Consider the following 12,240-nt stretch of genomic DNA (forward strand, 5'->3'; position numbering starts at 1 on the left):
GTCCTGCTGGAGCACCTCGAGCATGCAGGAGCGCGCGATGCGCGCGATGAGGGCCGACTGGTTGAAGCCGAGGGAGAGCGCGGGCAGCACCATGTACCGGAGGCCGGCTACCGGGTCGCTGAAGATCGAGACATAGCCCGCGGCGGGCAGCCAGCCGAGCCGCACCGCGAAGAAGTAGATGAGGTTGAGGGAGAGCCAGAATCCCGGAATGCAGACGCCGAGCAGGGAGATGAACATGAGCGCGCGGTCCCACGGCGAGCCGCGGTAAGCGGCCGCGATCGTGCCGGACGGCACGCCGATGATCACGGCCACGAGGAGGGCCATGGTGGTGAGGACGAGAGTCGGCTCGGCGCGCTCCCACAGCGCCTGCGTCACGGGCCGGTCGAGGAAGTACGATTGCCCGAGATCACCGCGCAGGATGCGCGCGTAGAAGCCTAGCAGCTGGTCATAGATGGGCCGGTCGAGCCCCAGGCCCTGTCGGGTCTTCTCGATCTGGGAAGGCGTGGCGTCCGGGCCCAGCATGACGGAGACGGGATCGCCCGGGATCAGGTGGATGAGCAGAAACACGACGGTGACCACCACGGCCATCACGGGCAGGAGGGCCAGGACCCGTCGGACGAGGTAAGGCCCCACGCATTACTTCTCCAGCCAGACGTTGTAGAAGCGGATGCGCTCGGTCTTCTCGTTGAAGCCCTTCATCGTGTTGCGGATCGCGCGGAGCCCAAAGAGGTCGCCGTAGCGGATCACGGGCACCTTCTCGTAGAACTGGCGCGTCTGCTGCTCCCAGAGGGCGAAGCGCTTCTTCTGGTCCGTCTCCCGGGCCAGCTCGGCTTGAATGCGGAGGATGTCCTCGTCGGTGGTCCAGCCCGGCCAGTGCGGGGTGAGAAAGACGGTGTGCGTCGGATCATAGAAGGCCCCGATGCCCGTGGTGAAGGCGTCGTACTCTTTTGAATTATTGCGCCGTTTGACCAGAGTCGCCCAGTCCACCACCTGGAGGTCGATATTGAAGCCCACGTCCTCGAGCTGCTGTTTGGTCAGGATGGCGAAGTCGTACATCCACTTGTATTCCTGCGTGGTCATGAAGCGGATGGGCTCCTTCTTGTAGCCGGCCTCCTGGAGGAGCCGCTTGGCCTTGTCCTTGTTCCGCTCGTTCCACGGCAGCCCGGAGAGCTTGGTGTGCCACGCCGGGATCTCGACCATGAGCAGACTCGAGTCCATGCGGTAGAACTCGGCCTTGCCCCCCGCCACGTTCTTCATGATCGGCTCGATGTCGATGGCGGCCTGCCAGGCCTGGCGCAGCTTCTGGTTCGTCATCAGGCCTTCCTTCTTGTTGAAGACCGCGACGAGCCAGTAGTAGGGCTTGGACACGATGGGACGAGCGTTTGCGGACTTCTTGAGGCGGTCATAGGAGTCCAGGTTGAGGTCGTCGGCGAAGTCCAGCTCGCCCGTCTCCACCTGGGCCACGCGGGTCGCCACCTCGGGCACGGGGATCCAGCGGATCTCGTCCACGTAGGCGGTCTTGCCCCCGCCATAGCCATTCGGCTTCTCGTTGCGCGACTTGTACTCGTCGAAGCGGACCATCCGGATGTATTGATCAGGCTTCCAATCGGCAATCTTGAAGGGTCCGGTGCCGATCCACTCGGTCGCCTTCTGCTCAGGGGGGAACTTCTCGGCGATCTCCTTCGGGTAAATGGCTCCGAAGTTGTTCGGCACCGCGAGCGAGATGAGCACGATGGCCGACTTCTCCTTGAGCCGCATCTCCACCGTGTACTTGTCCACGGCCTTGAACTCCGCCACCTGGGCGAAGAGCGTCTTGCCATAGATCGACTGCTTCCCCCAGCGGCCGAGCGAGGCGACGACGTCCTCGGAGGTCATCTCCTTGCCGTTGTGGAACTTGACGCCCTGGCGAAGCTTGAAGGTGTAGACGAGGCCGTCCTTGCTGACGGTATGGCCCTCCGCCAGCATGGGGATGGGCCGGTTGCTGGAGTCCAGGCTGTACAGCCCCTCGTAGACGTGATTGGTCAGCGTCTCGGTGATGCTGGCGGTGGTCCAGTGGGCGTCGAGGGCGGGCGGCTCTCCGAGATTGCCCACCCGGATGACGCCGCCCTTGGTCTGCGCCTGGGCCGCCGAGGCCAGAGCGGCGATCCCGAACAGGATGGCCATGCTTGCCGTGAGGAGCCGCCGAGGCGAACCGGATCGCGTCATACCGCCACCTCCATCGAGGGAATGCGTACGGACAGGTGCCGTGACTTTGCCCTGATGCGGCGGGCTTGTCAACGGCACAACCCGAGTGCCCGTGAGGAGGCAGGAGGTGGTAGAACTTCGAGCCGAGACGCTGCCCGCCCTTCGAGCTGAGCGGCTGCCCCCGGACCGTCGCGAGGCGAGAGCTGAATTGATTCCGTAGGCGAGGCAGTTCGAGCTGAAGGGCGAAGCCCTGAGGCGAGGGCTGAGTAGATCAGCGGCGAGGCGAGGGCTGAATAAAGACGGGAAAAACAGCGCCGCGCCGGGAGGGCTCTCGACCTCTCCGGCGCGGCGGGTGGATTCCAGCGTGGCGTTACGGAACGGTGATGGTGGTGCCGTCGCCGTTGGCGGTGACGGAGAACGTGCCCGTGGTGCTCGAGGTATAGGTGTAGGTACCCGACCAAGCAGGCGAGCCACCCGGGGGAGGCGTGGGGATTCTGGCCATGAAGGGTCCGGCGGTCTGGCCGAGGCCGTTCGTGGTCGCCTGGGTGAGGTCTGTCATGGCCGCGGGCAGCGCGCCAATGTGGGCTGTGAACATGCTGATGGCCGAGCCCAGCGTGCGCGAATCGGCCTGGGCCTTGGCTACGCGGGCGCGGGTCTGCACGTTGGCGTACAGCGGAATCGCGATGGCCGCGAGGATGCCGATGATGGCCACCACGATCATCAGCTCGATGAGCGTGAAGCCGCGCTGGTTACCCAGCGCCTTCCTCTTCGTGTGCCAGAAACTCAACATGGGTTCCGTCTCCTTTGAGAGTTTGTGCTGCTCTGAAATGTTTGAGATCAAGCTAACCATCATGCCCTTCGTGATTGCACGCTCGGTGCCAAGCGGCGGCTGCGGCCTCTGTCAGCATGCTGACGCCGCAAAGCCCGGAATTTGGGCGACGGGCGCTCGTGTTTTTGCTCAGGGGGCTCCAACGGACGGGCGCGGGCTTTCTGGGCGTCACGGAGGCGACAGGCTGACGACATCCTGTGCCGCCCGGTTGACAATCCGCGACCCACTCTTGATCCGGGCCTGCAGGCGGCTCAAAAAGGTCCAGATGCGAGGCAGCGCCCCGCCGTTCGAGTTGAGCGGCGGCCATCGGCCGACGCGAGACGAGGGCTGCGTCGATCCGCAGGTGAGGCGTACTCTCTGTACGTTGAACCTGCTGCCGAGGGCGCCGTCTTATGATTGGCTAGGTGTGAATGACCTTGGCTGAGCGGTTAGGCCTCTTCGCGCAAGCGCTCATCGCCGCAGATGGGCCTTTTTCAGCCGCCTGCTTAAGGGAAGATCTGGCGGTAGGTGAATCGTGCGCGCTCGCCGGCGCCCGCGAAGCGGGCATTGTAGTCGCGGGTCATGGCCTTGAGCGTGTCCGACTGGACGAAGTCCTGGAGGGCCGCCTCGGATTCGAATTCGTAGACCACCATGTACTGCCAGGGCTCGGCGCCCGCATGGTCGCCTTCGAGGGCGATGGCGGCATAGCGGCGCATGGCGAGGCAGCCGGGCACGCGCGCCGCCTCCGACGCCCGCTGGGTGTTGTACCACTCGTTGAAGGCGGCCTCCCGCTCCGGCGCGATGGTCGCCTTGACCACGAAGATGGCCGGGCGGGTCCCCTCCACCTCTACCTGGACGTCAGGTGAGGCCAGAGCGCCTCCGCGCCCCGCGCGGCGACCTCTCGCCCCAGCTCGAGCGACCAGTGACTCTCCCCCCCGAACTCCGCGCGCCAGGACCAGAGGCGCCGCGTGACGAAGTGGAGCGAGTGCTCGTAGGTGAAGCCGATGGCCCCGTGACACTGATGCGCGATGCCCGCGCCGAGGCCCGCGGCCTCGCCGACGCGAATCTTGGCCACGGCGATCTCGAAGGCCGGCTCGCCCAGGTTCCCCGCCCCGCGGGCATCCATGACCCCAAAGGCGTGCTGCGCCGCCATCCCGGCCGCCGCCGTGTGGCCGGCGAGAAGGGCGAGCTGATGCTGGATGGCCTGGAAGGAGGACAGGGTGCGCCCGAACTGGCTCCGCTCCGTCACGTACTTGACCGACTGGGCGAGGAGGTACTCGAGGCCGCCCGCCATCTGGGCCGCTCGCGCGAGCGCGCCGAGCTGCCAGAGCATGCTTGCCGGCGGCCCGGAAGCCGCGGCCACCACGGTCGCCGCGTGCCACGTCAAGGTATCCCGCGGCTCGAGGGCGAGATTGACGTCTTCGTCGACGGCGGCGCCCGAACGCGCGACGAGGGCGATCATGGGCCGGCCCTCGTCCTCGGCGGCCACCACCACGTGCTCCGCCTGCCGTCCCCAGGGCACGCGCGGCGCCGAGCCGTCGAGCCGAAAGCCATTGCCGTCTCGCGCCAGCGTCAGACGCGAGTGGAGCGAGGATGGGGCCACCGTGAGCGGTCCCATGGGCACATCGAGTCCGCTCTGGGCGAGGAGCCAGCCGCCCATCATGGTCTCGGCGATCGGCAGAGGGACGGCATGACGCCCGGCCGTGGTCAGGACCACGTGCGCGTCCGACCAGCTGCCGCCCGCGCCGCCGCGCGACTCGGGCACCTGGGGCAGGGTGAGGCCATTCTCTTCGACCTGCCGCCACAGGGCCTCGGGCCATGTTCCCTTCTCGGCCGATTCCTGAAGCTGCGGCGTGACCTGCGCGGTGAAGAGCCGAGTGCACGTGTCTGCGAGGATGGTGCGGAGCTCCTTACCCTCACGCGTGCTCATCGCAGCCCCAAGCCGCGGGCGATGATGCCGCGGAGCACTTCGCGCGTGCCTCCGCGGAGCGAAAAGGAGGGCGCGTGCTGGACGAGATAGCCCAGCGTGCGCTCGAACTGGCTGCCTGAGCCCAGCCGGGGTTCGACACCGAGCAACGCGTGAACCGTTTCCGGGATCTCCTGCTCGAAGCCCGTGCCGACATCCTTCACGACGGCGGCCTCCAGGTTCGGGTTCTGCCCAGCCTGCAGCATGCCGGCCACCGAGAGCGACATCTGGCGGAGCGTGATGAGGTGCGCGGTCAGCCGGCCGATCACCACGGCGGCGCGCTCCCCCGGCTCGCGCCCCGCCTCCCGGATGAGCTCCATGATGAGCCGGATGGAGGACAGATAGCGCTCGGGGCCGCTACGCTCGAAGGCGAGCTCGGTGCTCACCTGCCTCCATCCCTCGCCCTCCTTGCCCACGAGCATGTCGTCGGGCACGAAGGCGTTCTCGAAGTGCACCTCGTTGAAGTGATGACCGCCCGCCAGGTCGATGATGGGCCGGATACGGATGCCGGGGGACTTGAGATCCACGAGGAACTGCGAGAGCCCCTCGTGCTTCTTGTCCGGCACCACCTTGGTCCGGAAGAGCGAGATGGCATAGTCCGAGATATGCGCATTGCTCGTCCAGATCTTGGTGCCGTTGACGCGATAACCGCCCTCGACATGCTCGGCCCTCGTGCGGATCGAGGCGAGATCCGAGCCCGAATCGGGCTCGCTCATGCCGATGGCGAAGGCCAGCTCGCCCTTGGCGATGCGCGGAAGAAAGCGCTGCCGCTGCTCCTCGGTCCCGAAGCGCAGGAGCAGGGGACCGCTCTGGCGGTCGGCGACCCAGTGGGCGGAGACGGGTGCGCCCGCGGCCAGGCATTCCTCGAGCACGACATAGCGCTCCAGCGCGGTCCGCTCGTGGCCGCCGTACTTCTTCGGCCACATCATCCCGATCCAGCCGCGGGCCCCGAGCCGGCGCGAGAACTCGCGGTCGAAGCCGCCCCAGGAGAGCGCGCGCTTGGAGCTCGACGCGCCCCCCAGAGCTTCACGAAGAAATTCGCGGACCTCGGCGCGCAGCGACTGCGCTTCGGAGGGCAGCTCGCACAGGTCGAAGTTGAACGTGGGCATCGGTTCTCTTTCCTCGCTTCCCCTTCGCGGCCTTCGCGATGGCGGCGATCTTGTCGGCGAAGTTGATCTGGCTGTCGTCCTCGGGCTCGTACCCGATCTTCGCGCGGGCGTTGGCGATGCTCCAGAAGCGGTGCGTATTGCCGCTGATGCCGTAAATGATGAGGAAGGGTACCCCGTGCTCGTCGGCGATGTTCTTCGTCTCCACCATGCGGATTGCCTGCTGGACTTGATCGCGCCGCGACAGGTAGGCCCCCAGGGCCCGGTGCATGATCTTGATGTCGCCGGGCTTGACGTGGTCGATATCGTCGTCGCGAGGACCGCCGATCCGCCACTGGACGACCTCGAGCTTGCGGCCCTCCACCTTGCCGGTGGCAAAGACGAAGCCCAGGAGCTCGTAGGCGGCCTTGGCCCAGCCATACCAGTTGTCCGAGCGGGGCGGCATCTCCGGCGTGACCATCTCCATCTTGCCCGCCCAGATGAGGCGCTCGTAGTAGTCGGCCGCGTGGTTGGAGCTGCACACCACCACGCGCCGCACACCCTCCTCGAGGGCGGTCCGGTAGACGTTGTAGGCCAGCGTCACGTTGTCGTGCTCGGCCCAGAACTTGGCCTCGCCATTGTCCTGCCAGGTGGTGGCGTCCAGTCCGGGCGCCCTGACATAGCCGCAGTGGATGACGGCATCGGCGCCCTTGAAATGCTTCCGGTAGGCATTGCGGTCACGCCGGGTCAGGTCGGCAACCACGATGCCGGGGACGGCCTTGCCGGCCCTGGTGGTCTTCCGCACGTCGATGGGGACGAGCTCCCAGCGGTCCGAGAGCTCCGTGAACATGCGCTGGGCGACATATCCCGCCGCTCCCGTCAGAACTACGCGTCGCTTGGCCACGATCTTCTCCTCGTCAAGACTGCCCCCTCACCCACTCAGCCCTCACCTCGTCGCTCGAGGCGAGCTTCTCAGTTCGAACTGCGACCCTCTCTCCGATGGGGGAGAGGGATGAGGGTTAGATGTAGACGCCCTTCATCTGGGCTTCGGGATAGCGCGAGCCGGCGGCGGCGCCGGGGGGCATGGCTTCGTTGATCCGCGCCAGATCATCCTTGGACAGGCTGATCGACAGCGCCTCCACGTTCTCTTCGAGGTATGAGCGCCGCTTCGTCCCCGGAATGGGCAGGATGTCCTCCCCCTGAGCGAGGAGCCAGGCCAGCGCCAGCTGGGAGGGCGTAGCGCCTTTCTCCCGCGCGATCTCCTCGATGCGGCGGACGAGCCCGAGGTTGTGCTCGAGATTCTGATCCTGGAAGCGCGGGTGCTGCCGGCGGCGATCATCTTCCGGAATATCGCCGGCCTGCTTGATCCGGGCGCTCAGCAGACCCCGCCCGATGGGCGAGTAGGCGATGAAGGAGATGCCGAGCTCGCGGCAGGCGGCGATCGTGTCCTCGGCGGGCTGGCGATAGAGCAGCGAGTACTCGCTCTGGACGGCGCTGATCGGATGGACGGCCTGGGCCCGCCGGATGGTCTCGGGCGCCGCCTCGGACAGCCCGAGATAGCGGACCTTGCCGCGCTCGATGAGCCGCGCCATGCCGCCCACCGTGTCCTCGATGGGGACCTTCGGGTCGACCCGGTGCTGGTAGTAGAGGTCGATCACGTCCACGCCCAGGCGCTTGAGGCTCGCGTCGCAGGCTTCCGCGACGTAGGCGGGCCGCCCGTCCACGAGGTTGCCCTTGCCGTCCGGGCTCCGCACCTGGCCGAACTTGGTGGCCACGAGCACCCGGTCGCGCTTGCCTTTGATGGCGCGCCCGAGCAGCTCCTCGCCCTGCCCCCAGCCATACATGTCCGAGGAGTCGAGATGGTTGATCCCGAGATCGAGGGCGCGGTGGATGACGCCGATGGATTCCTGGTCATCGCTCTTGCCATAGGTGCCGGACATGGACATGAGCCCGAGTCCGATGGACGAGGCGTGGAGGCTGCTCTTCCCCAGCTTGCGCATCTGCATCATTTGGGCTCCTTGAAGTCGAGGGCGTTCACGAGATTGGCGGCGGCGGCATCGCGCGCGCCGAGCGGGGCCAGCTGGTGGCGCCACTCGATGAATTTCAGGATGGCGGTGGTGTCGTACGTGGTGTGGTCCACGGCGCCGCGCCGGGAGAAGGGCGACACGACGATGCTCGGCACGCGCGCGCCGGGCCCCCAGCGGTCCACCACGGGCGGCGGCACATGGTCCCAGAAGCCGCCGTTCTCATCGTGGGTCATGATGATGACGGTGCCCTTCCAGGCCGGACTCCGCTGGATGCGCCGCACGAGGTCGGTGGCGTGCTGCTGGCCCCGCGCGATATCGGCATAGCCCGGATGCTCATCGTCGGCCCCGATGGGCTTGACGAAGGCCACCGCGGGCAGCCGGCCCGCGGCCACGTCGGCGAGGAAATCCTTTTCGTCCCTGAGATGCTCCGCCCGTGCCGCCGTGCCGTCGCCGAACTGGCGAAAGTACGCGAAGGGCTGATGGTGGAACTGGAAGAGCCGGTCCGGGTTCCCGGCCAGGGCGTCATTCCAGCCGCCCGAGTACCAGGCCCAGCTCACGCGCGCGTCGCTCAGCCGGTCCCCGATGGTGGGCAGGGTCTGCGGCGGCACGCGGCGGTCGGGCGCGACATTGGCAGGGTGCGGCTGATACGTGCTGAAGGCCGTGTTGACCACGAACCCGTCGGGCGTGACCTGACCGTCCTTGATCAGCATGCCGTTGGCGTCGAGCTGCGCCCGGACCTCCACGGGCGCCTCCCGCCACACCGGCGTGCAGGCGCACACGAGCCAGAAATGGTTGAGGAAGGAGCCGCCAAAGGCCGCGTGGTGGAAGCGGTCGAGCAGCGTGAACTCCTTGGCCAGCGCCCAGGTGGCAAGCTTCGAGCCGTCGTAGTGGCCCATGACCAGTCCCGCCGCGTCGCTCCAGGCCACGAACTTGTCCATCCGCCCGCCATTGATCTGGTGCTGCTGCTGGTAAAAGCGGTGGACCAGGTCGCCCGTCTTCTCACCTGGCGGCACGAACCAGTCGATCAGAAATGGGGCGTTGGGCAAATCGGGCGGGAAGCGCAGATCCGGCGCGGGCGGGCGCTTGGAGGTGTCGATGGGCTGCGGCAGGCTGCGGTAGACGCGACCGTCCCTGTCCACCTGCGGGGGCGCCGAGCGCGAGTTGCTGAGCCCGTCGGCGCCGGGGAAGAGTCCGAAGACATTGTCGAAGGAGCGGTTCTCCTGAAAGATGACCACGATGTGGTCGATGCGCTCCCGCGGGTCGCCGGAGGCCTGACGCTCGGGCGGGGAAGTGGCGCAGGCGGCGAGGACGGCCGCCGCGGCCACGAGAGCCCACCGAAGCATATCGAGGTCTCCCCTCTCGCCCTAGCCTGGATTATTCATGAAGGAGATTCTCTCCTCGTACGGCCCCCTCACCCTGCCCTCTCCCCCGCGGCGGGGGAGAGGGATGAGAACACTCTCGCCACGCCGCTCTCTTCATTCTCATCCCTCTCCCCCAGTGGGGGAGAGGGCAGGGTGAGGGGGTCAGGTGTCCGTGCATAATCCAGGCTAGGGGAAGTCGGGCGGAGGGACGAAGGCCTGGAACTCGCGCTCGAGCAGCCGCGCCATGTGTATGCAGGTGCGGTCCCCGTATTGCGGCCCGATGATCTGGACCCCGACGGGCAGCCCCGACTTCGTGAAGCCCGCGGGCGCCACCGTGGACGGCAGGTAGACCATCCCCGAATACCCGGCCCAGAAGAGCTGATCGGTGGTCGGCACGCGCCGGCCATTGACCTCGATGGTCCTCTCGTGGCGCTCGCCCACCTGATCGTGCGGGAAAGCGGCGGAGGCCGCGGCCGGGCAGAGGAAGAGGTCATATTCTTTGAAAAACTCGGCCCACTTCCAGCGCATCTTGTGCCGCCGCTCGTTGGCGGCGAGCCAGTCGCGGTGAGAGATGACGTTGGCCCGCACCATGCGCGCGTAATAGCTTTCGTCCTGCGGTTCGAGGGTCTTGATCGCCTCGAGGGTCTTGTCGAACTCCTCGGGCGTCAGCCGTCCCGAGGTCGCCGCGCGCAGGAGCTGGATGTAGACGCGCTGCGCTTCCCACGAGTCCACGTCGGGCCGGGCCCGGTCGCTGACCTTGGCGCGCTTCGTGGCAAGGAACTCGGCCACCGCCTGGACCCTGGCCTGGACCTCGAGGTCGACTTCCGAGATCGGGTCGGTGAGCATGACGGCGACCTTGAAATCACGCAAAGCCTTCTGGCGCGGCTTGGCCAGCGTGAGCTTGTACCCCGCGGCGTCTATCTCGTCGGGCCCCGCCATCACGCCGAGGCCGACCTCGAGGTCTTCCGCGCTCCGGCCGAGCGGCCCGATCACGGAGATGTCGGTCTGCGACACCCGCCCCGGGAGGGCCTGGCCGCGGGGCGGCACGATCCCCCAGGTGGGCTTGTGGCCGAAGACGCCGCAGTAGTGCGCCGGGTTACGGATGGACGAGCCGATATCGCTGCCCGCCTCCAAGCCGGTGAGGCCCGCGGCGAGGGCGGCCGCGGAGCCGCCGGACGAGCCGCCCGGCGCGCGGCTCAGGTCCCAGGGATTGTTCGTGGTGCCGTAGATGGCGTTGTAGCTCTGATAGTCGGCGAGGTAGATCGGGACATTGGTCTTGCCGAAGAGCACCACGCCCGCGCCGAGGAGGCGATCCACGGCGAGGGCGTTGCGCGGGGGAACATGGTCCTTGAGCTCCGGCACGCCCCACGTCGTCGGCATGCCCACCACGTCATAGGATTCCTTGATCGTCATGGGCACGCCGTGGAGCGGCCCCCAGGGGGTCTTGCGCGCCAGCGCCCGGTCGGCCGCGCGGGCGCGCTTGCGGGCAGCCTCGAGGTCGGTCGCGATGATGGCATTGAGCGTCGGATTGTACTTCTCGACCCGGGCGAGATAGAGCTCGAGGAGCTCCGCGCAGCCTATCTTCTTGCGGCGTATCTGGGACGCGAGCTCACTGGCGGATTGAAATGGGGTGTCACGCATCACGCCTCCCGCGCTTCGAAGTGGCCTATCGGATTTCGCTCGCCTCGTGACTGGCGGGGCCCAGCCCACCGAAGTCCCTCAGCTCGCAATGCCGGGCATTGTAGCCTACTCGCGGGCCGCGGGGAGGGCGGCCCCCAGACTAGATTAGCTTCCCAATTCCGGGTAGGTCTGAGGGGAGAGCTGATCGGCGCCGCGCCCCGCCCAGTCGTACTTCGTCATGCGGGGCCACATGCGCTCACCCCCCGCCTGGAGCGCGGCCAGGATGGCGCCCTCGTCCGCGCCGAGCACCCGACCGCCCTCCACCACCACGCGGCCATTGACGTAGACACGGTCCACGTCCTCGTCGGTCGCGTTGTACACGATGTTCTTCACGGGGTCGCGGAGCGGCGTCATCCGCCACGAGCTGGCCTTCCACAGCACGAGGTCGGCCTTGGCGCCCGGCGCGATGCGGCCGAGATCCTCGCGGCCGAGCGCCCGCGCCCCCCCGAGGGTCGCCGCGTCGAAGGCATGCGCGGCCGTGGTGGCCTCCGTGTTCCGCTCTATCATCTTGGACACCACCGCCGCCCAGCGCATGGCCTCGATGACGCTCTGCGGATTGGTGTCGGTGCCGAGCGACATGTTGATCCCCGCCGCGCGGTAACGCGCGAAGGATTCCATGGCCACACCCCGCCGGGCGAAGACCCACACCGCGTGGGCCACCGAGCAGCCGGCCTCGGCCATGAGGCGGATATCGCCCTCGGGGTAGTTGGTCCACGACGAACCGCCGATGATGATGGCGTGACCGAGAATCGTGTTCGGGCCCAGCACCCCCAGCTCCCGCATCCAGGCGATGGGGGTCTGGCCGTGGCGGGCCACCATCTCGTTGAACTCCACCACGGACTGGGAGGTGTGCACCTGGTAGGGGCGCTTGACCTCGTCGGCGAAGCGCTTGGCATCCTTTAGTAGGCTGGGGGTACAGGTGTCGATCTGGGAGGGCGCGACGAAGCAGCTCACGAGACCCCCGTGCGCCCCGTCCCAGCGCGCGTGGAAATCGATGGCGCGCTCGAGCCCCTGGCGCCCCTGCTCTTCGTTCCACTCCCATTCCACGCGCTTGCCGTCCTTGGTCAGCCACCGTCCCGAGCGGAAGGCCTGGCCCATGTAGACGCGAAGCCCGTAGTGGGGGGCGCGC

The 12,240-nt window shown here is 67.4% G+C and carries 11 protein-coding genes; all 11 read right to left on the minus strand.

Features of this window, described 5'->3' with window-relative positions; translation table 11 throughout:
• The coding region (locus VGT00_16760; protein ID HEV8533077.1) for an ABC transporter permease at nt 1–633 on the minus strand (633 nt) is incomplete at its 3' end.
• A gap of 3 nt (nt 634–636) precedes the next feature.
• Nucleotides 637–2,205 carry an ABC transporter substrate-binding protein gene (locus VGT00_16765; GenBank protein HEV8533078.1) on the minus strand — a complete coding sequence of 523 codons (1,569 nt, stop codon included), beginning with the start codon at nt 2,203–2,205 and terminating at the stop codon, nt 637–639.
• Nucleotides 2,206–2,554: 349 nt separating this feature from the next.
• Nucleotides 2,555–2,974 carry a prepilin-type N-terminal cleavage/methylation domain-containing protein gene (locus VGT00_16770; protein HEV8533079.1) on the minus strand — a complete coding sequence of 140 codons (420 nt, stop codon included), beginning with the start codon at nt 2,972–2,974 and terminating at the stop codon, nt 2,555–2,557.
• A gap of 524 nt (nt 2,975–3,498) precedes the next feature.
• The gene (locus VGT00_16775; protein HEV8533080.1) at nt 3,499–3,837 is read right to left on the minus strand and encodes an antibiotic biosynthesis monooxygenase; all 339 of its coding nucleotides are present in this window, start codon (nt 3,835–3,837) and stop codon (nt 3,499–3,501) included.
• Nucleotides 3,838–3,839: 2 nt separating this feature from the next.
• The gene (locus VGT00_16780; protein ID HEV8533081.1) at nt 3,840–4,922 is read right to left on the minus strand and encodes an acyl-CoA dehydrogenase family protein; all 1,083 of its coding nucleotides are present in this window, start codon (nt 4,920–4,922) and stop codon (nt 3,840–3,842) included.
• Nucleotides 4,919–6,067, minus strand: coding sequence for an acyl-CoA dehydrogenase family protein (locus VGT00_16785; GenBank protein ID HEV8533082.1), 1,149 nt, complete (start codon nt 6,065–6,067; stop codon nt 4,919–4,921). The genes VGT00_16780 and VGT00_16785 overlap by 4 nt, the downstream gene beginning before the upstream one ends.
• Nucleotides 5,985–6,947, minus strand: a complete 963-nt coding sequence (locus VGT00_16790) for an NAD(P)-dependent oxidoreductase (protein HEV8533083.1) — start codon at nt 6,945–6,947, stop codon at nt 5,985–5,987. The genes VGT00_16785 and VGT00_16790 overlap by 83 nt, the downstream gene beginning before the upstream one ends.
• A gap of 115 nt (nt 6,948–7,062) precedes the next feature.
• Nucleotides 7,063–8,049, minus strand: a complete 987-nt coding sequence (locus VGT00_16795) for an aldo/keto reductase (protein ID HEV8533084.1) — start codon at nt 8,047–8,049, stop codon at nt 7,063–7,065.
• Nucleotides 8,049–9,413: an alkaline phosphatase family protein gene (locus VGT00_16800; protein HEV8533085.1), complete on the minus strand. Its 1,365-nt coding sequence runs from the start codon at nt 9,411–9,413 to the stop codon at nt 8,049–8,051. Before VGT00_16800 ends, VGT00_16795 begins: the two co-directional genes overlap by 1 nt.
• A 204-nt stretch (nt 9,414–9,617) precedes the next feature.
• On the minus strand, nt 9,618–11,072 hold the full coding sequence (locus tag VGT00_16805) for an amidase (protein ID HEV8533086.1): 1,455 nt from the start codon (nt 11,070–11,072) through the stop codon (nt 9,618–9,620).
• 144 nt (nt 11,073–11,216) lie between these two features.
• Nucleotides 11,217–12,240 (minus strand): amidohydrolase family protein (locus VGT00_16810; protein HEV8533087.1); only part of this gene is annotated, 1,024 nt, incomplete at its 5' end.

It is taken from the genome of Candidatus Methylomirabilota bacterium (assembly GCA_036002485.1).
Classification (GTDB): domain Bacteria; phylum Methylomirabilota; class Methylomirabilia; order Rokubacteriales; family CSP1-6; genus AR37.

Coding starts and splice junctions, on each gene's coding strand:
- VGT00_16765 (HEV8533078.1), bottom strand. CDS start 2,205: ATGACGCGATCCGGTTCGCCTCGGCGGCTCCTCACGGCAAGCATGGCC.
- VGT00_16770 (HEV8533079.1), bottom strand. CDS start 2,974: ATGTTGAGTTTCTGGCACACGAAGAGGAAGGCGCTGGGTAACCAGCGC.
- VGT00_16780 (HEV8533081.1), bottom strand. CDS start 4,922: ATGAGCACGCGTGAGGGTAAGGAGCTCCGCACCATCCTCGCAGACACG.
- VGT00_16785 (HEV8533082.1), bottom strand. CDS start 6,067: ATGCCCACGTTCAACTTCGACCTGTGCGAGCTGCCCTCCGAAGCGCAG.
- VGT00_16795 (HEV8533084.1), bottom strand. CDS start 8,049: ATGCAGATGCGCAAGCTGGGGAAGAGCAGCCTCCACGCCTCGTCCATC.
- VGT00_16800 (HEV8533085.1), bottom strand. CDS start 9,413: ATGCTTCGGTGGGCTCTCGTGGCCGCGGCGGCCGTCCTCGCCGCCTGC.
- VGT00_16805 (HEV8533086.1), bottom strand. CDS start 11,072: ATGCGTGACACCCCATTTCAATCCGCCAGTGAGCTCGCGTCCCAGATA.